Origin of the sequence: Streptomyces neyagawaensis, from assembly GCF_023516595.1 — a bacterium.
GTDB classification, from domain to species: domain Bacteria; phylum Actinomycetota; class Actinomycetes; order Streptomycetales; family Streptomycetaceae; genus Streptomyces; species Streptomyces neyagawaensis.
The window spans coordinates 245878-268548 of record NZ_JAMGBG010000013.1 but is presented as its reverse complement, the minus strand read 5'-3'; the positions used below and the strand labels follow the sequence as shown (position 1 = coordinate 268548).

The 22671-nt window shown below is 72.4% G+C and carries 22 protein-coding genes and 1 pseudogene; 9 read left to right on the top strand and 14 right to left on the bottom strand.

From position 1 onward, the window contains the following. The first annotated feature begins 90 nt into the window (after positions 1-90). The 4 genes from M8J73_RS09485 to M8J73_RS09470 all read left to right on the top strand — a co-directional run bounded on the left by M8J73_RS09485 (position 91) and on the right by M8J73_RS09470 (position 3748). Positions 91-891: a thioesterase II family protein gene (locus tag M8J73_RS09485; RefSeq protein WP_249828463.1), complete on the top strand. Its 801-nt coding sequence runs from the start codon at positions 91-93 to the stop codon at positions 889-891. A 172-nt stretch (positions 892-1063) separates the two neighbouring features. Then, positions 1064-1642 (top strand): TetR/AcrR family transcriptional regulator, encoded by a 579-nt coding sequence (locus M8J73_RS09480; RefSeq protein ID WP_249828462.1) that lies wholly within the window; start codon positions 1064-1066, stop codon positions 1640-1642. Between the two features lie 13 nt (positions 1643-1655). Continuing rightward, entirely contained in the window at positions 1656-2831 is a 1176-nt protein-coding gene (locus M8J73_RS09475; RefSeq protein WP_249828461.1) for a GDSL-type esterase/lipase family protein, read from the top strand. A 53-nt stretch (positions 2832-2884) separates the two neighbouring features. Then, entirely contained in the window at positions 2885-3748 is an 864-nt protein-coding gene (locus M8J73_RS09470; protein WP_249828460.1) for an EI24 domain-containing protein, read from the top strand. Between the two features lie 13 nt (positions 3749-3761). Here M8J73_RS09470 and M8J73_RS09465 read toward each other — a convergent pair whose 3' ends face one another. Together M8J73_RS09465 and M8J73_RS09460 are read right to left on the bottom strand one after the other, a co-directional pair. Continuing rightward, positions 3762-5012 (bottom strand): pyroglutamyl-peptidase I, encoded by a 1251-nt coding sequence (locus M8J73_RS09465; protein ID WP_249828459.1) that lies wholly within the window; start codon positions 5010-5012, stop codon positions 3762-3764. Between the two features lie 260 nt (positions 5013-5272). Continuing rightward, positions 5273-5896, bottom strand: coding sequence for a TetR/AcrR family transcriptional regulator (locus tag M8J73_RS09460; protein WP_249828478.1), 624 nt, complete (start codon positions 5894-5896; stop codon positions 5273-5275). 103 nt (positions 5897-5999) lie between these two features. Here M8J73_RS09460 and M8J73_RS09455 point away from each other — a divergent pair, with 103 nt between their 5' ends. After that, on the top strand, positions 6000-8459 hold the full coding sequence (locus M8J73_RS09455) for a glycoside hydrolase family 3 protein (RefSeq protein ID WP_249828458.1): 2460 nt from the start codon (positions 6000-6002) through the stop codon (positions 8457-8459). A 43-nt stretch (positions 8460-8502) separates the two neighbouring features. Here the strand turns inward: M8J73_RS09455 and M8J73_RS09450 are convergent. Together M8J73_RS09450 and M8J73_RS09445 are read right to left on the bottom strand one after the other, a co-directional pair. Then, positions 8503-8867, bottom strand: a pseudogene (locus M8J73_RS09450) (aldose epimerase family protein); the annotation flags it as partial. Between the two features lie 34 nt (positions 8868-8901). Further along, positions 8902-9798 carry an SGNH/GDSL hydrolase family protein gene (locus tag M8J73_RS09445; RefSeq protein ID WP_055539649.1) on the bottom strand — a complete coding sequence of 299 codons (897 nt, stop codon included), beginning with the start codon at positions 9796-9798 and terminating at the stop codon, positions 8902-8904. A gap of 344 nt (positions 9799-10142) precedes the next feature. Here M8J73_RS09445 and M8J73_RS09440 point away from each other — a divergent pair, with 344 nt between their 5' ends. After that, the gene (locus M8J73_RS09440) at positions 10143-10637 is read left to right on the top strand and encodes a DUF3145 domain-containing protein (RefSeq protein WP_055539650.1); all 495 of its coding nucleotides are present in this window, start codon (positions 10143-10145) and stop codon (positions 10635-10637) included. Positions 10638-10818: 181 nt separating this feature from the next. Here the strand turns inward: M8J73_RS09440 and M8J73_RS09435 are convergent, their stop codons facing one another. The 5 genes from M8J73_RS09435 to fasR form a co-directional block, all read right to left on the bottom strand. After that, complete coding sequence (locus tag M8J73_RS09435; protein ID WP_055539651.1) at positions 10819-12090, bottom strand: beta-ketoacyl-[acyl-carrier-protein] synthase family protein; 1272 nt, start codon at positions 12088-12090, stop codon at positions 10819-10821. A 113-nt stretch (positions 12091-12203) separates the two neighbouring features. After that, positions 12204-12452, bottom strand: coding sequence for an acyl carrier protein (locus M8J73_RS09430; RefSeq protein ID WP_007381745.1), 249 nt, complete (start codon positions 12450-12452; stop codon positions 12204-12206). 99 nt (positions 12453-12551) lie between these two features. Next, the gene (locus M8J73_RS09425) at positions 12552-13583 is read right to left on the bottom strand and encodes a ketoacyl-ACP synthase III (RefSeq protein ID WP_055539652.1); all 1032 of its coding nucleotides are present in this window, start codon (positions 13581-13583) and stop codon (positions 12552-12554) included. 21 nt (positions 13584-13604) lie between these two features. Then, on the bottom strand, positions 13605-14543 hold the full coding sequence (locus M8J73_RS09420) for an ACP S-malonyltransferase (RefSeq protein ID WP_055539653.1): 939 nt from the start codon (positions 14541-14543) through the stop codon (positions 13605-13607). 89 nt (positions 14544-14632) lie between these two features. Further along, a complete protein-coding gene (gene fasR / locus M8J73_RS09415; protein ID WP_055520196.1) occupies positions 14633-15835 on the bottom strand; it encodes a fatty acid biosynthesis transcriptional regulator FasR in 1203 nt (400 codons plus the stop codon). Between the two features lie 63 nt (positions 15836-15898). On the opposite strand from fasR, the gene M8J73_RS09410 reads away from it, so the two are divergent. Next, on the top strand, positions 15899-16558 hold the full coding sequence (locus tag M8J73_RS09410) for a pirin family protein (protein WP_107424001.1): 660 nt from the start codon (positions 15899-15901) through the stop codon (positions 16556-16558). 51 nt (positions 16559-16609) lie between these two features. Here M8J73_RS09410 and M8J73_RS09405 read toward each other — a convergent pair whose 3' ends face one another. Next, positions 16610-17437 carry a serine hydrolase domain-containing protein gene (locus tag M8J73_RS09405; RefSeq protein WP_055539654.1) on the bottom strand — a complete coding sequence of 276 codons (828 nt, stop codon included), beginning with the start codon at positions 17435-17437 and terminating at the stop codon, positions 16610-16612. Further along, positions 17413-17925, bottom strand: coding sequence for a GNAT family N-acetyltransferase (locus M8J73_RS09400; protein WP_079054934.1), 513 nt, complete (start codon positions 17923-17925; stop codon positions 17413-17415). The genes M8J73_RS09405 and M8J73_RS09400 overlap by 25 nt, the downstream gene beginning before the upstream one ends. Positions 17926-18022: 97 nt before the next feature. Here M8J73_RS09400 and M8J73_RS09395 point away from each other — a divergent pair, with 97 nt between their 5' ends. Together M8J73_RS09395 and M8J73_RS09390 are read left to right on the top strand one after the other, a co-directional pair. Then, the gene (locus tag M8J73_RS09395; protein ID WP_055539661.1) at positions 18023-18499 is read left to right on the top strand and encodes a MerR family transcriptional regulator; all 477 of its coding nucleotides are present in this window, start codon (positions 18023-18025) and stop codon (positions 18497-18499) included. Then, on the top strand, positions 18496-19545 hold the full coding sequence (locus M8J73_RS09390) for an aldo/keto reductase (RefSeq protein WP_055539655.1): 1050 nt from the start codon (positions 18496-18498) through the stop codon (positions 19543-19545). The genes M8J73_RS09395 and M8J73_RS09390 overlap by 4 nt, the downstream gene beginning before the upstream one ends. A gap of 129 nt (positions 19546-19674) precedes the next feature. On the opposite strand, the gene M8J73_RS09385 is transcribed toward M8J73_RS09390, so the two are convergent. The 3 genes from M8J73_RS09385 to M8J73_RS09375 all read right to left on the bottom strand — a co-directional run bounded on the left by M8J73_RS09385 (position 19675) and on the right by M8J73_RS09375 (position 22594). Continuing rightward, positions 19675-20529: a DUF4429 domain-containing protein gene (locus M8J73_RS09385; protein WP_055539656.1), complete on the bottom strand. Its 855-nt coding sequence runs from the start codon at positions 20527-20529 to the stop codon at positions 19675-19677. A gap of 75 nt (positions 20530-20604) precedes the next feature. Continuing rightward, entirely contained in the window at positions 20605-21813 is a 1209-nt protein-coding gene (locus M8J73_RS09380) for an alpha/beta hydrolase (protein ID WP_055539657.1), read from the bottom strand. A gap of 124 nt (positions 21814-21937) precedes the next feature. Beyond that, positions 21938-22594, bottom strand: a complete 657-nt coding sequence (locus M8J73_RS09375) for a TetR family transcriptional regulator (RefSeq protein ID WP_055539658.1) — start codon at positions 22592-22594, stop codon at positions 21938-21940. Between the last annotated feature and the right edge of the window lie 77 nt (positions 22595-22671).

Genomic DNA, 22671 nt, shown 5'->3' with positions numbered 1-22671 from the left:
GAGAGGTCCCTGGATGTCTGGTGAGGCGCGGAAGCACCGCGAAGTGGGCGCTGTGATAAGGCCGTTGGGCGCGCGGGCGGAGGGCGGGCGATGGTGAACCGCCGAGAAGACGTCTGGCTGCGCCGCTTACCGCAGGCGTGGAGCACCCCCACGGACCCCGGTAACGGCCCCGGCGCCGGCGCCGAATGCGAACTGGTCTGCTTCCCGCACGCGGGCGGCTCAGCCTCCTACTGGCGGCCCCTGGCCGTCGCCCTCGCCCCGGCCGTGGACGTGGCGGCCGTGCAGTACCCGGGTCGGCTCGACCGGCTGTCCGAGGCGCCGGTCGAGGATCTGCACCGGCTGGCCGATCTGATCGCCGAGGCGCTGGGCCCGCCGGGCGACCGGTCCCGCGCGCTGCTCGGCCACAGCATGGGGGCCTCCCTGGCGTACGAGGTGGCCGTACGGCTCGCCCGGCTGCCCGGGGGTGAGCCGCGGCTGCTCGTCGTGTCGGGCCGCCGCGCGCCCTCCGCGGCCCGGCGCCGGAAACGCAACCTGAACTGGCCGGTGGACGACGCCGAACTCGTCAGCCGCATCCGGGGGATGGGCGGCACCGACGCCATGATCCTCGACGACCCGGAGCTGCTGGAGCTGATCCTTCCGGCGCTGCGCAGCGACTACCGGGCCCTCGCCTCCTACGAGGACACCCCCGGCCGCCCCCTGTCCTGCCCCGTGATCGCCCTGGCCGGCGACCGGGACCCGCATGCGACCGTCGAGGAGGTCGGGGGCTGGGGCGAGCAGACCTCGGGCGACTTCCGCACCTGCGTGTTCGAGGGCGGCCACTTCTTCCTCAACGACCACCCCGAGGACATCGTCGCCCTGATCCGCGGACTGCTGCCGACCCGCGCCGGCTGACGGCATCCGGCAGACGGCCTCAGGTGGACCGCCTCCGGCTCCCCTCGGCCGTCACGCCGGTACGAGGGTCAAGGCCGGACTGCCGCACGCCCACGCAACCTAAAACCCATGCCTGCTTGCCTAATGCCTTTAGGCAACTCCATAATCGATTCCACTCGGTGGGAGGAAGACCATGGCGCGCGTGGGGCTCACCCCGGAACGTCTCGTCCGGGCGGGCGCGGAGCTGGCCGACGAGGTCGGCTTCGACGAGGTGACCGTCTCGGCGCTGGCCCGGCGGTTCGACGTCAAGGTGGCCAGCCTGTACTCGCACGTGCGGAACTCCCACGACCTGCGGACCCGTATCGCCCTGCTCGCCCTGGAGGAACTCGCCGACCGGGGCGCCGCCGCGCTCGCCGGACGCGCCGGGAAGGACGCCCTGGCCGCCATGGCGAACGTGTACCGCGACTACGCCCGCGAACACCCCGGCCGCGCCACCGCCGCCCGGATGCGGCTCGACCCCGAGACGGCCGCCGCCGGCGCGGGCGTCCGGCACGCCCGGATGACCCGGGCGATCCTGCGCGGCTACGACCTGGAGGAACCGGACCAGACCCACGCCGTCCGGCTGCTCGGCAGCTTCTTCCACGGCTATGTCAGCCTCGAACTCGGCGGTGGGTTCAGCCACAGCCTCCCCGACTCCGAGGAGACCTGGACCCGGCTGCTCGACGCCCTCGACGCGCTGCTGCGCAACTGGCCCGCCCCGTCCGCCCCTTGACCCCAGGTGAGGCATGCACACCGACGACCACTGGATCAGCACCCCCCTCACGGCCGACCTGCTGCGCGGCGCCCTCGACCTGGAGCGCACCGAGCACGGCCTGCTCCCGCACCGGCTCCCGGCACGCGCCCGCGCCCAGTGCGCCGACCCCCAGCTGGCCATGGCGGAGGCCCAGCCCTCCGGCGTACGCCTGGTGTTCCGTACCCGCGCGACCGCCGTCGAGCTCGACACCCTGCCCACCAAGCGGAACTACGTCGGCGTCCCGCCCCGCCCGGACGGCGTCTACGAACTGCTCGTGGACGGCGTTCCGACGGGCCGGGGGAGCGTCACCTCGGGCCACACCCTCACCATCGACATGACGGCCGGAACCACCGAGCGTGAACCGGGAGCCCCGGGCACCGTCCGCTTCACGGACCTCCCGGACGCCGACAAGACCGTCGAGATCTGGCTCCCGCACAACGAGACCACCGAACTGGTCGCGCTGCGCACCGACGCCCCCGTGGAGCCCGCCCCCGACCCCGGTCGCCGGACCTGGCTGCACCACGGCAGCTCGATCAGCCACGGCTCCGACGCCACCGGCCCCACCGGTATCTGGCCCGCCCTCGCCGCCTCCCTCGGCGGCGTCGAACTCATCAACCTGGGCTTCAGCGGCGGCGCCCTCCTCGACCCGTTCACCGCGCGCACCATCCGTGACACCCCCGCCGACCTGATCAGCCTCAAGATCGGCATCAACATCGTCAACCACGACCTGATGCGCCTGAGGGCCTTCGCCCCCGCCGTCCACGGCTTCCTCGACACCATCCGCGACGGCCACCCCACGACGCCCCTCCTCGTCGTCTCGCCCATCCTGTGCCCCATCCACGAGACGACCCCCGGCCCCTGCGCCCCCGACTTCACCGGCATCGGGGAGGGACGCCTGCGTTTCCGCGCCATGGGCGACCCCGCCGAGGTGCCCCTGGGCAAGCTCAACCTCGAGGTGATCCGGGCCGAACTCGCCCGCCTGGTCGCGGACCGGGCCGAGAGCGACCCGAACCTCCACCACCTGGACGGCCGGGACCTGTACGGCGAGCAGGACGCCGAGGCCCATCCCCTCCCCGACGACCTCCACCCGGATGCCGACACCCACCGGCTCATGGCCCGCCGCTTCGCCGCCCGCGCCTTCACCGCCGAGGGCCCCTTCGCACCCTGAAGGGCCGCGGCCCCCCTGGCCCTCCCCGCCCACTCCCTGGATAAAGTGCCCCCATGCGCGATCTAGGGGTGGGTTTCCAGTATCTCGTCCAGGGCCAGAAGTGGGTGGCCCGGCACGGCAGGCAGTACGGCTTCGGCCTGATCCCCGGCCTGATCACCCTGGTCCTCTATCTGGCCGCCCTGACCGCCCTGGCGGTGTGGGGCCCGGACTTCGTCGCCTGGTGCACCCCCTTCGCCGACGACTGGTCCAGCCCCTGGTCCGGCCTCTTCCGCGGCTTCCTCACCGCCGTCCTGTTCGCGCTCGCCCTCCTCCTCTCCGTCGTGACCTTCACGGCCATGACCCTCCTCATCGGCCAGCCCTTCTACGAGAACCTCTCCGAGAAGGTCGACCGCGACGTGTCCCCCGACGGCACCGCACCCGAGTCCGGTCTGCCGTTCTGGCGGGAGCTGTGGATCTCGGCCCGCGACAGCCTCCGTATCGTCGTCAGGGCGGCCCTGTGGGGCGTCCTGCTCTTCGGCCTCGGCTTCGTCCCGTTCGTCGGGCAGACGGTCGTCCCCGTCGTCGGCTTCTTCGTGACCGGCTTCTTCCTCACCGAGGAGCTGACGGCGGTCGCCCTCCAGCGCCGCCGAGTCGAGGTCCGCGACCGTCTCCGGCTGCTCCGCTCCCGCAGGATGCTGGTCTGGGGCTTCGGCACGCCGCTCGCCCTCGCCTTTCTCGTCCCGTTCGTCGCCGTCTTCCTGATGCCGGGCGCCGTCGCGGGCGCCACCCTGATGGCCCGCGACCTCCTCGGTGAGGAGACGACGGGCGGCGACGACGACCACGACGACAACGACGGCCGGAGCGGTGGCGGCCCCGGTGGCGGCCACGCGCCCCGGCCCCGGCCGGCGGACCCCTGGACCAAGCCCCAGGTGCGGTGACCGCCGGGGTGGGTCACGACGCGTCCGCGGCCACCCCCACGATGGCGCGCACCTGCGCGATGATGTCCAGCCGGTTCCGCACGAACTCGGGGTCGGTGACCGTCCCGGTCGCCGGGTCGGTGTTGCCCGTCCCGAACTGCAGCACCGGCGTGTGCACATGCCCGCCCGGCAGCGTGGCGTGCAGCCCCAGCCGGTCCCGCAGCAGCGTCGCCCGATAGGCGATCTCGTTGGAGAGGTAGTCCCCGCCGCCCCCGGCCCTGGCGGTCGAGCCCGCGGTCGGCCCCTCCGGCCGTACGACCGCCGTGGTGCCGCCCGCCGGTATCTCCGTCACGCTCGTGTTGTCGTACACCGGGAAGCGGCCCGTGGCGGCGGCGACGACGGCCGCGTACGGCAGGGTGGTCGACGTCCACTGCGGCTGTGTGGCGGGGTCCGTCACCGGGATGGTCTCGGTGCGCGCGATGTTGTCGTTGTCGGGGAAGCCGCCCCGCCAGGCCCCGTTGGTGCGCTCGATGTCGAAGCGCCCGACCCGGCCCTGGCTGACGGTGGCGAAGAGGTCCACCCGGGGCAGCTGCCCGCGCAGGGTGCGCTCCACCGTCCCGTCGGCGAAGTCCTGCCAGCGGACGGGGAAGACGACCGTCTCGATGCGCGCCGGTCCGTCGGCGGTACGGATCACCGTGCCGTCGAGCGCGAGCGCCGTCGCCCCGGACGGGTTGGAGATCCGGATGTCCCGGTCCAGGGTGAACGGGTCGAACCCGGTGACGAGGATCCGCTTCAGCCCCTTCCCGTCGGCGGAGCGGGGGTAACTGATCGCGTCCTGCCCCCGCGACGCCTGCTCCAGCCTCCCCAGCAGCGCGGCCCGTCGGGCGTCGGTCAGCTCGAATCCCGGTGCCCACGCGCGGACTTCCCGCGTCATGCCCAACCGGGCCCAGTACAGCGGCCGGTCGTCGTCCCGGCTGAGGTCACCGCCCGCCGGCCCCCGCCCCTGCGCCCGGTCCACCGCACGCGTCCACAGCCGCGATCCCTCACGGACGACGATCCGCTCCGCCTGCTCGTACGACCGTGCCCCGGCGAGCGCCCGCTCCAACTCCGGTGCGACGCGGTCGAATCCGGACCGCCGCAGAATCTCCTGGGGCACCGCACGGTCGAGCCGCTGCTCCTCGACGGTGAGGGACGCCGCGGTCCCCGGGGCCGCGTCCGGACCCGAGCCGGAAGCCGCGGCGGGCCCGGGGACGGCGAGCCCCGCGAACAGGGCCACCAGCCCCACCGCTCCCCGCGCTCCGGTCCTGCCGCGCCGCCTCAACCTGAAACCAAGTCCTGTGGAATACAAGGGAGTTCGAGTCCTTCCGTAGCTGTGACGCGATCGCGCCGTGGGGGGTGTGCCCGGACGGCGGCAGTATCGCGTGACGGAAGGGACGCACGCCATTCCGCGCGCCGCGAGGGATCGGTCCGGCTTGGCCGGGGCGGCGGGCGGCGGACGGCGGGTGGCGGGCTCGGCGGGCGGTGGGTCCGGCCGGGGGCTCAGCCCTACCGCTCCGCCCCGCCCACCCTGTGCTCCCCGCTCTGCTCGCTCCCCCCGCTCTCCCCGAGCAGGGTCAGGAAGTCGCGGAACGCGCCCGGCATGTCGACCCCCTCCGGGTCCAGCAGCCACTGGTACTGCAAGCCGTCCATCACGGCCACCAGCAGCGGCGCCGTCCGCTCGGGGGTGAGGCCGTTCGGCAGGCGCTCCCCGTACTCGGCGCGCAGGAGCTCGGCCATGGTCGCCCTGACCTTCCCGTACCGCTCCGTGAAGTACTCCCGCGCCGGATGCCCCTCGGTGACGCTCTCGCCCAGCAGTGCCGAGAAGGTCTGGACGATGCCGGGCCGCATCGCGTTGTACTCCACCAGCGAGGCCAGCAGCTCCAGCCGCCACCGGCTGTCCGGCACCGCGTCCCACTGGTCGCGCTCCTCCAGCACGGCGACGAGCAGCGCCTCCTTCGTCGGGAAGTGGTGCAGCAACCCCTGCTGGGTGAGCCCGACGCGCTCCGCGACCGCCGCCAGGCTCGCCGCGCGGTAGCCGCGCCCGGCGATCACCTCCAGGGCCGCCCGGACGATCTCGGCGCGCCGCTCCTGGCTCCTGAGCCTCGCGTTCATGGCGTCACCGTACGGCATCCCCATGACCTGAATGTTACGGGAAGATAACGTAACCTACCGATCAACAGGTAACGGGGTCACGATGAGGGCAGCGCACGGACCCGAGACCCAGGAGGACCCCATGGCGGGCACCCACGCCACTCCGGCCGACGAGGCGGCCCGCGAGGCCGTCGTCGACGCGGCCCTCGCCGCCCTCGACCTCGACGCGAAGACCCGGCTCCTCGCCGGCCAGGACTTATGGACGCTGCCCGCCCTCCCCGAGATCGGCCTGCGGTCCCTGGTGATGTCCGACGGCCCGATCGGCGTACGAGGCGTCCGCTGGACCGCCGACGACCCCTCCGTCGCCCTGCCGTCCCCGACCGCCCTCGCCGCCACCTGGGACCCCGAACTGGCCCGCCGGGCCGGTGTGCTGCTCGCCCAGGAGGCCCGCCGCAAGGGCGTCCACGTGCTGCTCGCCCCCACGATCAACCTGCACCGCTCACCGCTCGGCGGCCGCCACTTCGAGGCGTACAGCGAGGACCCGTACCTCACCGGAGAGATCGGCACCGGCTATGTGCGGGGCGTCCAGTCCGGCGGCGTCGGCACCACCGTCAAGCACTTCGTCGCCAACGACGCCGAGACCGACCGCTTCACCGTCGACAACCTGGTCCCCGAACGCGCCCTGCGCGAGCTGTACCTGGCGCCCTTCGAGGCGATCGTGGAGAACGCCCACCCCTGGGGCATCATGACCGCCTACAACACGGTCAACGGCACCACGATGACCGAGCACCACCACCTTGTGAACGAGGTCCTGCGCGGCGAATGGGGCTTCGACGGCTTCAACGTCTCCGACTGGACGGCCGCCCGCTCCACCACCGACGCCCTCACCGGCGGCCTCGACGTCGCCATGCCCGGCCCCGTCACCGTCTACGGCGAGGCCCTCGCCGCCGCCGTACGCGCCGGTGAGGCCACCGAGGCCCAGGTCGACCAGGCGGTCCGCCGCGTCCTGCGGCTCGCCGCCCGCGTCGGCATCCTGGAGGGCGCCGACCCGGTCGTCCCCGAGCCGCCCGCACCCGTCGACGGCGCCGCCCTGGCCCGCGAGATCGCCCGCCGCTCCTTCGTCCTCGTACGCAACGAGACCCGCGGCGAGCGGCCCGCGCTCCCCCTGGAGCCGGGCGCGACGGTCGCCCTCATCGGCGCCGCCGCCCGCGACGCCCGGATCCTCGGCGGTGGCTCCGCCACCGTCTTCCCCGCCCGGGTCGTCTCCCCGCTCGACGGCCTCACCGCGGCCCTCCCGGAGGGCGCCCTGACCTACGCGGTGGGCGCCGACCCCAACGAGGAACTCGCCGTCGCCGACCAGGGGTTCGTCCTGCGCGCCGTCTGCCGTGCCGCCGACGGCACGATCCTCGGCACCGCCTCCGCGCCCAACGGCCAGATCCAGTGGACGGGCTCGGACCTCCCCGACGGGGTCACCCCCGAGGCCCTGCACACCGTCGAGCTGACCGGCACCTTCACCCCGCGCGAGACGGGCACCCACACCTTCGGCATCAAGGGCCTCGGCACGTTCACCCTCACCGTCGACGGCACCACCCACTTCGACGCCGTCCAGGCCGCCGGCAAGGACGACCCCTTCGGCGCGTTCTTCAGCGCCCCCGTGCCCCGCGCCCAGCCCGACCTGACGGCCGGCACCCCGGTCGAGGTCTGCCTCACCCACGTCGTCACCCTCCCGGACAACGTGCCGTTCACCGCCGTCGGCTTCTCCCTCTGCCACCAGGAGCCGCAGCGCGACCCCGACGAGCTGATCGCCGAGGCCGTCGAGGCCGCCCGCGCCGCCGACACCGCCGTCGTCGTGGTCGCCACCACGGAACGCGTCGAGTCCGAGGGCTTCGACCGGGCGGACCTCCGTCTCCCCGGCCGCCAGGACGACCTGGTCCGCGCCGTCGCCGCCGCCAACCCCCGCACCGTCGTGGTCGTCAACTCCGGCTCCCCGGTGGAACTCCCGTGGCGTGAGGAGACCGCCGCGGTCCTCCTCACCTGGTTCCCCGGCCAGGAGGGCGGCGCCGCCCTCGCCGACGTCCTCACCGGCGCCCACGAGCCCGGCGGCCGCCTCCCCACCACCTGGGGCCCCCTCGCCGACGCCCCCGTCACCCGGGTGACCCCCGCGGACGGCGAACTCCCGTACAGCGAAGGCGTCTTCATCGGCTACCGCGCCTGGGACCGGGCCGGCGCGACCCCCACGTACCCCTTCGGGCACGGCCTCGGCTACACCGACTGGACCTATGAGTCCATCGAGGTGACCGGTACGACCACGGCGACGGTACGCCTGCGCAACACCGGCACCCGCCCCGGCCGCGAGGTCGTCCAGCTCTACCTCGCCCCGACCACGCCCGACGCCGACCGCCCGGCGCGCCGGCTGGCCGGCTTCGCCACGGTGGAGGCGGCCCCCGGCGAGACGGCGGAGACGACCGTCGAACTCCCGCGCAGGGCCTTCGAGACCTGGGACGAGGCGACGGACTCCTGGGCGTACGCGAAGGGTTCGTACGAGGTGGCGGCGGGCCGCTCGATCGCCGACCGCCGCGTCAGCGCCACCATCGAGGCGTAGCCGCAGGGGCGCCGCCGCGAAAGGCCCAAGGGCCAAAGGGCCCCTAAGGGCGCACCCCGAACCCGTAGACCGTCTCCGACCGGTACACGTCGCCCGGCCGCAGTTCCGTACTCGGGAACCGCGGCCGGTTCGGCGAGTCGGGGAAGTGCAGGTCACTTGCGCCGCGTCGATCCGCAGCTCGTGCCCGCCCGCGTTCCCCGAGTGCGCGCCGGCGAGGTTCCAGGACGCGTGGTTGGTCAGGTTCACCACGGCCGGCGCGTCGGTCACCGCCTCGTACGCGATCCGCGGCGCCCCGCCGTCGTCGTCCAGCGTGTACGCGACGGCCACCTCCAGCCGCCCGGGGAAGCCCTGCTCCCCGTCGGGGCTCACCCGCGACAGCCGCACCCCGCCCTCGACGGCCTCCGCGTCCCGAGATCCGAGAACCCCAGCAGGCCCTGGGTCACTACCCCTTCCGGCTGACGATCCGGTAGGCGATCTCCGCCAGCCGTGCCTGGCCGTCCACGCTGGGGTGGAACCAGTCCCACTGGCTGAGCTGGGCCTGCCCGAAGCGGTAGTCGAAGACCGCGTCCCCGTCGTACCGGCAGTGCCGGTCCTCGGCGCACACGTCCCGCAGCACGTCGTTGTACGCCTCCACACGGTCCTGGACGGCCTCCCGCCGCTCCGTCGCCGCCGTGGTCAGGACATCCGGGTCGGCCAGCATGGACGGGCAGATGCCGAGCTTCCACACCTGCTTGCCGAGCGGGTTCGTCCGGCCCTCGGACCACAGCCGCTTCAGATCGGGCACGCTCGTCACGAACACCTGCGCCTTGGGCAGGCTGTCGCGCAACGTGTCCATCGCGTCCTCGAAGTCCGCGCGGAAGTCCGCGACGGGGGTCATCTCGTCGGCGGTCGCCCGGCACGCGTCGTTCGCGCCCATCATGACCGTGACCAGCTCCGGCTTCCGGGTGACCGCCCGCGCCACCTGGTTCGGCAGGTCGGCCATCCGGGCCCCGGTGACCGCGTAGTTCCAGCTGCGCTCGGCCGCTCCGGTCCGGCCGAGCAGCCGTACGGCGAGACTGTCCACGGAAGCGTCGCTGCCGGTCGCCCATGACACCTCGGGGCAGTCCGACAGCACCGAGCACGCGTCGAAGCCACGGGTGATGGAGTCCCCGACGGCCACCAGCGAGCGCGGGGTGCTGTCCCAGGCGGGGGTCGGCGACGCGGAGGGCCGGGCCTTCGTGCCGGTGCCCTCGGGGCCGGGGGAGCTGCCGCCGGTGGCGTCGCAGCCGGTCACCGCCAGCAGCGCCGCCGCCAGCACGGCACCGGACACCGCCCTCGAACGGTGGCGTCGCTTCCGCATCCCCTGGTCCCCTCTTCGGTCATCCCCATGCAAGTTCCCACCCTTCCCAACGCGCGAGGGTTCCCGACACGGACGGCGGCCGGGACGGATGTGGCGGACGACGCAACTGATCCAGCCATTCCGGACGTCTCCTCAGATGGCCGAGTTCTTCCGGGGGTCCACCCCCGATGGCCCAACCGAAGGGTCGGACACGCGTCCCGCCGGGTGAAACCGCGCTGCTTCCCGGCGCCGGCTCCGACGGTACGTCACACTCCCCGCCCCGCCGCACGGTAGCCTCGGCCCGTGGCCGCTCGGCCACTGCCGATCCGTCAAACTGCAAGACGTCCCGCTCTGTGGAGGCCCCGGTGACGACACGTGGAGTTCTGTACGTGCACTCCGCGCCGCGTGCGCTGTGCCCGCACGTCGAGTGGGCCGTCGCGGGCGTCCTGGGCACCCGGGTGAACCTCGACTGGATCCGCCAGCCGGCCGCGCCGGGCACCTGGCGCTCGGAGTTCTCCTGGCAGGGCCGGGCCGGTACCGCCTCCCAGCTCGCCTCCGCGCTCCGCGGCTGGCACCTGCTCCGCTTCGAGGTCACCGCCGAGCCCTGCCCCACCGCCGAGGGCGAGCGCTACAGCTGCACCCCCGACCTGGGCATCTTCCACGCGGTCACCGGCATCCACGGCGACATCCTCATCCCGGAGGACCGCCTGCGCGCGGCCCTGACGAGATCCCGCGGCGGGGAGACGGACCTGGAGGCGGAGATCGCCAAGCTCCTCGGCAAGCCGTGGGACGACGAACTGGAGCCCTTCAGATACGCGGGAGAGGGCGCCCCGGTCCGCTGGCTCCATCAGGTCGTGTAGACAGAGCCGGGCCGCGGCACCGGTCCCGAAAGGGGGCGCGGGGCACTGAGCGACCAGCCCCGGACGGCCCGCACCTGGCCGAAACGCGGTCCATCAACGGCGAACAATCCGGACTCTTCCCACAACGGCGAATGGCCCGAACTCTTCCCAGAGTCCGGGCCATCGTCATGCGAAGCCGGTGTCAGATCGTCCTGAACGCCAGCACCACGTTGTGCCCACCGAAGCCGAACGAGTCGTTCAGCGCGGCGATCCGGCCCTCCACGGGCAGCTTGCGGGCCTCACCGCGCACCACGTCCGCGTTGGCCTCGGCCTCCGGGTCCAGGTCGTCGACGTTGATCGTCGGCGGGGCCACCCGGTGGTACAGCGCGAGCACCGTCGCGACGGTCTCCACACCACCGGCGCCACCCAGCAGATGCCCGGTCATGGACTTCGTACCGGAGACGGCCATGTGGTCGGTGTCGTCGCCGAACACCTTGCGCAGCGCCTTCAGTTCGGCGATGTCACCGGCCGGCGTCGACGTCGCGTGCGCGTTGACGTGGACGATCTCCGCCGGGTCCAGGTCGGTGCGCTCCAGCAGGTGCTCCAGGGCGGCGGCGATGCCCCGCCCCTCCGGCTCGGGCTGCACGATGTCGTGGCCGTCGGCGGAGATGCCCTGCCCGACCGCCTCGGCGTACACCCGGGCGCCACGGGCGGCGGCGTGCTCCGCGGACTCCAGGACCACGACGCCGGCGCCCTCACCGAGGACGAAGCCGTCACGGGCGGTGTCGTACGGGCGCGACGCGGCCTGCGGGTTCTCGTTGTTCTTGGACATCGCCATCATGTTGCCGAACGCGGCGATGGGCAGCGGGTGGATCGCCGCCTCGGTGCCACCGGCGACCACGATGTCGGCGCGGCCGGTGCGGATCATCTCGATGGCGTAGCCGATGGCCTCGGCGCCCGACGCGCAGGCGGACACGGGGGTGTGCACACCGGCACGGGCCCCCACGTACAGACCGACGTTGGCGGACGGGCCGTTCGGCATCAGCATGGGCACGGTGTGCGGGGACACACGGCGTACGCCCTTGTCCTTCAGCACGTCGTACTGGTCGAGCAGCGTCGTCACGCCACCGATGCCGGAGGCGATGACCGCGCCGACCCGGTCGGCGTCGACGGTGCCGTCGTCGGCGGAGGTCTCGGTGAAACCGGCGTCGGCCCACGCCTCCTTGGCCGCGATCAGCGCGAACTGCGCCGAACGGTCCAGCTTGCGGGCCTGCGGCCGGGGGATGACCTCGGTCGGCTCGACGGCGATCTGCGCCGCGATACGGACCGCCTGGTCGGCGGCCCAGTCCTGCTCCAGGGGGCGGACACCGGACTTGCCGGCCACCAGCCCCTCCCAGGTGGAAGTCGCGTCGCCACCCAGCGGTGTGGTTGCGCCGATACCGGTGACGACCACGGTGCGATTGGTCGAACTCACGGGAATGTTCTCCAACGGTTACGAGGATTCAGCGGCGCCACCGCCGGGTGGCGGGGCATGCGGACCGATGCCCGGGACCGGGCGGCCGGACGGCCGGTCCCGGTCCCGGTGGATCAGGCCTGGTGCTTGAGGATGTAGTCGGTCGCGTCGCCGACGGTCTTGAGGTTCTTGACGTCGTCGTCCGGGATCTTGACGTCGAAGCGCTCTTCGGCGGCGACGACGACCTCGACCATGGACAGGGAGTCGACGTCCAGGTCGTCGGTGAAGGACTTGTCCAGCTGGACGTCCTCGACCGGGATGCCGGCGATCTCGTTCACGATGTCGGCGAGACCGGCGACGATCTCTTCCTGAGTGGCGGCCATGTCAGGCGCTCCTTCGTAGATATCCAGAGGGTGGGCGTCCGCCGCGTCAGCGGCAGGTGTTGCTGTACCGCGCCGGACCACAAGATCCGGAACGGTTGCCTAGGGGAGGGTAACGACCGTCGCTGCGTACACGAGACCCGCCCCGAAGCCGATGACGAGCGCGGTGTCGCCGCTCTTCGCCTCTCCGGTCGCCAGGAGCCGCTCCATCGCGAGCGGGATCGAGGCGGCCGAGGTGTTGCCGGTGGTGCGCACATCACGGGCGACCGTGACGTGTTCCGGCAGCTTGAGTGTCTTCACCATCGAGTCGATGATCCGCTCGTTGGCCTGGTGAGGGATGAAGACGTCCAGGTCGTCCGGGCTGATCCCGGCCGCGTCCAGCGCCTGCTGAGCGACCTTCGCCATCTCGAACACGGCCCAGCGGAACACCGCCTGGCCTTCCTGGGTGATCGCGGGGAACTTGACGTTGCCCTCGCTGTCCAGCGGGAGCTGGGCGACGTCACCGATCCGGTACTCGTCCCACGGCACCGTCTGCTTGATCGTTCCGGCCTTGTCGCCCTCGGAGCCCCAGACCGTGGGGCCGATGTGCGGCTCCTGGGAGGGGCCGACGACGACCGCGCCGGCGCCGTCACCGAAGAGGAACGCGGTGGCCCGGTCCTCCAGGTCGGTGAGGTCCGACAGCCGCTCCACGCCGATGACGAGGACGTACTCCGCGGAGCCCTCGACGACCATGCCCTTGGCGAGGGTCAGGCCGTAACCGAAGCCCGCGCAGCCGGCCGAGATGTCGAAGGCGGCGGCCTTCGCCGTGCCGAGCTTGTCGGCGATCTCCGTGGCCACGGCCGGGGTCTGGCTGAAGTGCGAGACGGTGGAGACGACCACGGCGCCGATCTGCTCGGCGGTGATGCCGGCGTCCGCGATGGCCTTGCCGGACGCCTCGATCGACATGGCGGCGACGGTCTCCTCGTCGTTCGCCCAGTGCCGGGTCTCGATGCCGGAGCGGGAGCGGATCCACTCGTCGGAGGAGTCGATCCGCTCCAGGATCACGTCGTTGGGCACCACTCGGACCGGGCGGTAGCCGCCGACGCCGAGGATGCGTGCGTACGGGGCGCCCTTGCTCGGCCTGATCTTCGACATTTCTGTCTGGCTCCTAAGGTCTCAGGCGCCCGCCGCGTCAGCGGCAGGTGTCGATGTCTCGGCGATGAGCTCACGAGCGGCGTCGAGGTCGCCGGGAGTCTTGAGGGCCACCGTCCGTACGCCAGGCAGCGCGCGCTTGGCGAGACCGGTGAGAGTACCGCCGGGGCAGACCTCGATCAGGCCGGTCACGCCCAGCTCCTTGAAGGTCTCCATGCACAGGTCCCAGCGGACCGGGTTGGCGACCTGTCCGACCAGCCGCTCCAGCACCTCGGCGCCGGTCGCGACGGTCTTGCCGTCCTTGTTGGAGACATAGGTGACGGTCGGGTCCGCGGGCGTCAGGGCCTCGGCGGCCTTGGCGAGCGCGTCCACGGCCGGGCCCATGTGGTGCGTGTGGAAGGCGCCGGCGACCTTGAGCGCCACGACCTTGCGGACGCCCTCGGGCTTGTCCTCCGCCAGGGCGGCCAGCTGCTCCAGGGTGCCCGCGGCCACGATCTGACCCGCGCCGTTCATGTTCGCCGGGGTCAGCCCCAGCTTCTCCAGGTGCGGCACGGTCGTCGCCGGGTCGCCGCCGAGCAGCGCGGACATACCGGTCTCGGTGATCGCGGCGGCCTCGGCCATGGCCAGACCCCGCTTGCGCACGAGGGTCAGCGCGGCCGTGTCGTCGAGGACACCGGCGAAGGCGGCGGCGGTGATCTCACCGACGCTGTGGCCCGCGACCGCACCGGGAAGGACGTCCCCGAGGGCGGTGGCGGACAGCAGACCGGCGGCGACCAGCAGCGGCTGGGCGACGGCGGTGTCCCGGATGTCGTCGGCGTCGGCCTGCGTCCCGTAGTGGGCGAGGTCGAGTCCGATGGCGTCCGACCACGCGGCGAGGCGGTCGGCGGCACCGGGGAGTTCGAGCCAAGGGTTCAGGAAGCCAGGCGTCTGGGCGCCCTGGCCGGGAGCGACGAGTACGAGCACTCTCACACTCTCTCTTGGGGACGGCCGAAGCCGCCCGTGAGGACAGGGACGAAGAACAGCAGGGCCTTTTGTAGCCCTTCGACAAAACCCTAGAGCTGGTGATCCCCATCGACCAGACGCCCCAGGATCAACGCGATCCGCAACGTGAACGCAGAGCGTACATCGGAGGGCGACCAGCCGGTGACGTCAGTCACACGTCGAAGCCGGTAGCGCACGGTGTTGGGGTGGACGAACAGCATCCGCGCCGCGCCCTCCAGACTGGACGCCTGTTCGAGATAGACGCTGAGCGTCTCCAGGAGCGCGGAGCCGGCCTCCTCCAGTGGTCTGTAGATCTCCTCCACCAACTGCTCGCGCGCGTTGGGGTCGCCGGCGATCGCGCGCTCCGGAAGCAGGTCGTCCGCCAGCACGGGGCGGGGCGCGTCCTGCCAGGCGGAACAGGCCTTGAGGCCTGCGGCCGCCGCCTGCGCGGACCTGGTCGCGGCCAGCAGGTCGGGCACGATCGGCCCCGCCACGACCGGGCCCGCCGCATACGGGCCGATCAGCGACTTCGCCACCTGCAAGGGGTCGTTGTTGCCGCCCGCGATCACCACGAGCCGGTCGCCGAGCACACCCGTGAGCACCTGGAGCTTGGCGTGCCGGGCCGCCCGGCGGATGGCCTCCACGGTCAGCTCGCTGTCACCGTCGGGGGCCGTGCCGAGGACCACGCACACATGCTCCGGCGAGTTCCAGCCGAGGGCGGCGGCCCGGCTCACCGCGCCCTCGTCGGCCTCGCCGCTGAGCACCGCGTTCACGACCAGGGACTCCAGGCGGGCGTCCCACGCGCCCCGGGCCTCGGCGGCCTGCGCGTACACCTGGGCGGTGGCGAACGCGATCTCCCGCGCGTACACGAGCAGCGCCTCGCGCAGCACGCTCTCGTCGCCGGGGGCCGCGACCTCGTCGATCGCGGACTCCATGACCTCGATGGTCGTGCGCACCATCTCGACGGTCTGGCGGAGCGTGATCGCCCGGGTCAGTTCGCGCGGCGCGGTCCCGAACACGTCCGTCGAGATCGCCTGGGGGGCGTCGGGGTGCCGGAACCACTCCGTGAACGCCGCGATACCCGCCTGGGCGACCAGTCCGATCCACGACCGGTTCTCGGGCGGCATCGCCCGGTACCAGGGCAGCGTCTCGTCCATCCGCGCGATGGCCTGCGCGGCGAGGCTTCCGGACGACTTCTCCAGCCGCTTCAACGTCGCGGAGTGCGCGTGGACGTACGGTGCGGTCTCGGACTTGCTGGCTTCTGGTTCGGGCACGGGACCAAGAGTGCCTCATCCACGGCCCGACATGCGGCGCGGGTCGCTACCGTGGAGTACGTGATGGACGTCAGACGCGCCGGTACGCGCTACCCCGGCGGTGATGCGGAGGCCGGGATCGTCTCCCGGCACGCGTTCTCGTTCGGGGCGCACTACGACCCGGACAATCTCCGGTTCGGGGCGATGATCGCGTGCAACGAGGAGCGGCTCGCACCGGGCGCCGGGTTCGACGAGCACCCGCACAGCCACACCGAGATCGTCACCTGGGTCGTCGAGGGCGAGCTGACCCATCGCGACACCACCGGCCACGAGACGGTGGTCCGCCCCGGCGACGTCCAGCGGCTCAGCTCGGCGGGCGGCGTCCGGCACGTGGAACGCAACGACGGCACCGAGCCGCTGACCTTCGTACAGATGTGGCTGGCCCCGACGGCCCCCGGCGGCGACCCCGCCTACGAGATCGTCCGCGGCATCGCCGACTCCACCCCGTACGCGGTTTCCGAGGCCGGCGCCATGCTCCACGTCCGCCGCCTGACCACCCCGACCGAGCGCACCGCCGTCCCGGACGCCCCCCGCACATACGTCCACATCGTCCACGGCACGGTCCGGCTCGGCCCCCATGAGCTGGGGGCCGGCGACTCGGTGCGGGTGGAAGAGGAGAAGGGGCTGGAGCTGGTCGCGGTCACCGCCCCGGTCGAGGTGCTCGTCTGGGAACTCGGCGACTGAACCGCGTCGCCTTGCCGGTGGTCGCCCACCGGCGGTCCGAGCGACCGGGGTTCAGGCGGCTCGCCCCGCCTCGGCGAGCACCGCGTCCGTGAACGGCGTCCACGCCTCGAGCGCCCACGGCCCGAACGCGCGGTCCGTCAGGGCGACGCAGGCGAGACCCGCCGTCGGGTCGATCCACAGGAACGTGCCCGACTGGCCGAAGTGGCCGAACGTGCCCGGCGAGGACGTCGTCCCGGTCCAGTGCGGTGACTTGGAGTCCCGGATCTCGAAACCGAGCCCCCAGTCGTTGGGGTTCTGGTGCCCGTAGCCCGGGAGCACGCCCTTCGTGCCGGGGTACTGCACGGTCATCGCCTCGGCGACCGTCCGCGAGTCGAGCAGCCGGGGCGCCTGCACCTCGGCCGCGAACCGGACGAGGTCGTCGACGGTGGACACGCCGTCCTTGGCCGGTGACCCGTCGAGCGTGGTGGCGGTCATCCCCAGCGGCGCGAGGACCGCCTGCCGCAGATACTCGGCGAACGGGATGTCCGTCGCCTTCGCCACATGGTCGCCGAGCACCTCGAACCCGGCGTTGGAGTACAGCCGCCGCTCCCCGGGCGCCGACATCGCCCGGTGCTCGTCGAAGGCCAGCCCCGAGGTGTGCGCCAGCAGATGCCGTACGGTCGCCCCCGCGGGCCCGGCCGGTTCGTCCAGCTCGATCGCCCCCTCCTCGTACGCGACGAGCACCGCGTACGCGGCGAGCGGCTTGGTGACCGAGGCCAGCGGGAAACGGTGCCCGGTGGGGCCGTGCGACCCGAGGACGGTGCCGTCCGCCCGGACGGCGGCCGCGGCGGCCGTGGGGACCGGCCAGTTCTCGATCAGGGAGAGGCTCTGCAAGGACATACGACGAGCCTATGCGGGCCCGAGGAGCAGACGCATCGAGGGTCCGTGTCCCGGGTGAACCCGAGGGACGCGTACAGCGGTTCCGCGTCCGGTGATGCGGTGAGCATGACATACCCGGCGCCTCGTTCCCGGAACCAGTCCAGGAGCTCCTCCACGCATGCGCGGGCGTACCCCCGGCGGCGGGCGCCCGGGTCCGTGGCGACGCTGAAGACGTACCCGATCAGCCCGTGCGGATTGCCGGTCCGCCCGATCCGGTACTCCAGCGTCCCCGCCGCCAGCGCGGCCAATGTGCCCGGCCGTTCGGGGAGGTCGACGACGAACGCGGCGAACCTGCCGCCGTGGTCGGCGAGTTCGGAGGTCAGGGTGGGCAGCGCCGCGGCGTGCCAGTCCGTGGCGCCGGGCGTCCCGGCCAAGGAGTCGATCATCACCTGACGCAGTCGGAGCACTTCCGCCGCGTCCCCGTCCGTGGCACGCCGTACGAGACCCATGCCCCGCACGCTAGCCAGCGGGCTCCTGTCACGTCCTCATGTTTTCTCACCGCATTCGCTTGCTTGGAGCACACTCCAAGGTTTTAGCGTGGTGGGCATGACGGTGATGGAGACCACGAGTACCACCAGCACTGCCAGTGCCGACAGTTGTGCCGGACCGCCGCGGCAGCCCCGGCGGCCGGACGGGCAGGACAAGTACACGATCAGCGAGGTCGTCACCCTCACCGGTCTGACGGCGCACACCCTGCGCTGGTACGAGCGGATCGGCCTGATGCCGCACATCGACCGCTCGCACACCGGCCAGCGCCGCTACCGCAACCGCGACCTCGACTGGCTCGACCTCGTCGGCAAGCTCCGGCTCACCGGGATGCCGGTCGCCGACATGGTCCGGTACGCGGAGCTGGTGCGCGAGGGCGACCACACCTACGCCGAGCGCTTCGACCTGCTCAAGTCGACCCGGGACGACGTCCTGTCCCGGATCGCCGAGCTCCAGGACACCCTGGCCGTGCTCGACCGGAAGATCAATTTCTACGCGGACGCCGGGCAGGCCCTGGCGTCGGAGAGGGCTTCATGACGAACGGCGTGAACGGCTCGAACGGCGTGAACGGCGCGCACGACGCGATCCCGAAGGCACGACTGGGAGCGAACGGCCCCGAGGTCGGCGTACAGGGCCTCGGCTGCATGGGCATGAGCTTCGCGTACGGCCCCTCGGACGCGGCGGAGTCCCGGGCCACCCTGGAGCGGGCGCTGGAACTGGGCGTCACCCTCTACGACACGGCCCACGCCTACGGCGCGGGCGAGAACGAGAGGTTCCTCTCCCCGTTCCTCAAGGCGCACCGCGACGACGTCGTCATCGCCACGAAGTTCGGCCTGGCCGTGCACCCGGACGACCCGACCAGGCGGATCATCCGCAACGACGCCCCGCACATCCGCGAGTCCGTCGAGGGCAGTCTGCGCCGGCTCGACGTCGAGGCGATCGACCTCTACTACATGCACCGCCGGGACGTGGACGTCCCCATCGAGGAGACCGTCGGCGTCATGGCCGAACTGGTCCGCGAGGGCAAGGTGAAGCACCTGGGGCTCAGCGAGGTCACGGCCGGGGAACTCCGTGCCGCGCACGCCGTGCACCCCATCGCCGCCCTCCAGTCCGAGTGGTCCCTCTTCAGCCGGGACATCGAGGCCACCGTGGTCCCCGCGGCCCGCGACCTCGACGTGGCGCTCGTGGCGTACTCCCCGCTCGGCCGGGGCTTCCTCACCGGTTCCTTCGCCAAGGCCGAGGACCTCACCGCCGACGACTTCCGCCGCCACCAGCCCCGCTTCACCGGCGACAACGCCGCCGCGAACGCGGCCCTCCTGGACCCGATCCGCCAGGTCGCCGAAGCCCACGGCGCCTCCCTCGGCCAGGTGGCCCTCGCCTGGGTCCACCACCAGGCGTCCGTGCACGGCCTCCCGGTCGTCCCCATCCCGGGCACCCGCAAGCCGGGCCGGGTCGAGGAGAACGCCGCGGCCACGAGGCTCGCCCTGACCGAGGCGGACCTGGCCGTACTGGAGCCGATAGCGGCCGAGGTGGCGGGCGACCGCTACGCGGACATGAGGTTCACGTCGGCAGGCAGGGAGTAGCAGGGCGGGAGCAACAGGCAGGGAGTGACAGGCAGGGAGTGAAAGGCAGCAGCAACAGGCAGGGCGTACGAGGCAGGGAGGAGTCCGGGCCTCATAGTTCCGCGAGGAGTCCGGGGAGGAGTCCGGGCCTCACAGTTCCGCGAGGAGTTCCGCCTTCTTCGCGCTGAACTCCTCGTCGGTGACCAGCCCCGCCTCGTGCAGCTCCCCGAGGTGCCGGATCCGGTCGGCGATGTCGGCCGGGTCCCGTCGGGGCCCGGCCGCGACCGGAGCCAGGGCCCCGGCGCCCGTGGACCGCGCCGCCGCCAGGACCGCCGCGGCGAACGGCAGCGACTCGTGGACCGGCCCGTACCCCAGCCCGAACACCACGGCGGCCGGATCATGGTCCGCCTGGGGCGGGCGCTCACCGGCGGTGTCCCGCCGAAGCAGCCGCAGATACCCCTCGAAGACCTCCGGCGACCGCCACTCGACGCCGCTCAGCTCGCTCACCGGAAAACTCTGGTCCCCGGCCTTCCACTTCGCCGAGGAGGCACCCGTCCAGGACCACCGGAACGACACCGACCGCCCGTCGAACGACGCCTTCCCGTCGTACGCCTTGAACTGCAACGGCACCTCCGGCGCCGCCACCAGGAACCGCTCGGCCGGCCCCGACCCGTTCAGCCGGGCCCGCAGTTCGTCCGCGTAGTACTCGGCGAGGGTCTCCCGCTCGGCCGGCAGCACCAGCCGGTACGGGTCGGAGCCCTCCTTCAGCTGCTCCGCCGCCGCCTCCATCAGCGGGTCGGCGCCCGGCCGCGGCACGGCCCGCAGGACGACGGTGCCCCGCTTGCCCGGTGTGAGCGTCACCCCCGCGATCGCCTCCAGGGGGACGCGCCGCTCACCGAGCGCCTGGAACAGTTTCGGTGTTCGAATCCCCCGTTCGAAGCGGATGAGCACGGAGTCGGACTCGAACTCCCAGGCGGCATGAAATCCGGCCAGTACGTCACCCATGCGGCTCATCGTATGCGGACGGGGCGGTGAAGTCCCGACCCATGGCGAACCGCACTTTTACGGCCTCTACGCGCGTCAGGCGGCGGTGGCGTCCGGCAGACCCGCCCGGCACCCGTCGTTCTTCCGCGCGCACTCCACCAAGTGGTAGGCGCCGATCCCGATCTCCGCGAAGTTGTACAGGCTCACGGTCCCGGGCTCGAAGTAGCCGCTGTGCCCCTCGGCGTTGGACGCCGACAGCAGGCGCGCCCCGAACTCCGCCGACATCGGGTCGGTGCCGTGGCCGAGCCCGCCGACCTCCAGGTACGGCACGTCCTGGACCCAGTCGTCGGCGTCCCGCATGGCCCACACCCGGGCCGCCGTGCGCAGCGCGGAGACCTTCTCGGTCCGCATGCCGGGGCTGCCGGCGACCGCGATGTCCGTCACCCGCGACGGCAGGGAGCGCGCGGCGACCCCGCACACCACCGAGCCGTAGCTGTGGCACACCAGAGCGACGGTGGACCCGCCGGGCAGCGCCCTGACCAGCGTGTTCAGCCGGATCGCACCCTGCTCGGCGCGGAGCGCGGTGGCCGAGTCGAGGCCGAGGCCGTCGGGCGCGGTGTAGTCGGCCCAGGCGATCACGGCGGTACGCGTCCGGCTGCTCGCCGTGCGCTCCGCCCGGTACAGCGCCTCGGCCATGCCGACGGGCGCCGAGTACCGGCGGTTGGTGCGCTGGAAGTTGAGGATGTCGGTGTCGACGCCGGGGACGACGACCGAGACGCGCTCCGCCTTGTCGAGGTCGCCGAAGACCTCGGCGACCCGGCCGGAGCCGGCGGGGTCGAAGGCGAGGATCTGCCGGTCCTCGTCCGCCAGCGAGACATAGCGGTGCATGCGCCGGGTCGCCTCGTACTGGCCGGTCGTGGAGAGCCGTTCGTCGTGCGTGCGGGCCCGTTCGCGCTTGCTCTGCTGCCGGAGCGCGATGCGGTTGGCGCGGTAGCGCAGCTCGACGGGGGCGCCGTTCATGTTGCCGACCGCGAGCGGGTAGCGGTGGGCGAGCCGTCGCTGCTGCCGGTCGTCGAGCGAGGCGAAGAAGGCGGCCAGCCGGTGCGGGGACGACTCCGCGTCGGGCAGCTCACGCCCGTCGAGGTGTCCGTGCCGCCACGCGGAGAGCGACGCCTGCAACGGCGACTCCCCTCGATGACTGCGGATCGCCGTCCAGCCGGTGGTCGCCAGCATGACGAAAACGACGGCCAGCGCCAGCAGTGCGCGCCAGACGTTCAGTTGCGGGGAGGAGTCGAAGGAAGTCACTGAAAGGACACACTAAGAGAACGGAAGGGTCTCGCGTTAACCGAGTGAGAGGGATCACGTTTCGAGCGCACCTGTTCCACGTGGTGCGCAAAGAACGTCCCAGCGGTGGTGCTATGAGGGTATTTCAGCCGCTTCGCCACTTCTCGGCGAGTGAGGGCCGTAGGGCGTCGAGGTGAGCGGCGGTCAACTCCCGCATCGCCTCCATGCTGAGGTCGCCGCCCATGGCCCACAGGCGTTCGGTGACGCGCATCACCCCGGCGAAGACGGCCACCGCCACCCGCGGCCGGGGGTCGGCGCGGACGTCGAGTCCCTCGCGCTCGGCGACGATCGCCTCGATCTCGCGGGCCACCTCGTCCGCGCGGCGCAGATGGGCGGCGAGCAGTGCGGGCGTCGACTCGATCATCCCATAGCTGCGCAGATAGAGGTCGACGGGGACGATCTGCGCGACGGCCTCGCCCATGGCGTCCCAGCCCTCCAGGACGGCGTTGCGCAGGGCCTCCAGCGGGGCCTCGTGCGCGGGCCGGGCCCGCAGCGCCGCGACGAAGTGCTCGTGGGTGAGGTCGATGATCGCGAGGGCGGCCTCCTCCTTGCCGGCGAAGTAGCGGAAGAAGGTGCGCTGCGAGACGTCCACGGCCTCGGCGATCTCGTCGACCGTCGTCGCCTCGTACCCCTGGGTCGTGAACAGTTCCAGGGCGGCCCGCAGCAGCGCGTCGTGGGTGCGCTGCTTCTTCCGTTCGCGCAGCCCCGGGCGTTCCGCCGCCGTCGCCTCCGCCGTCTCCATGAACCCTCTTCTCCACCCGGCCTGTGCTCCGAGTGACGTGACAGTTACCGACTAGTGAACTCGTTTGTCAACTGTCA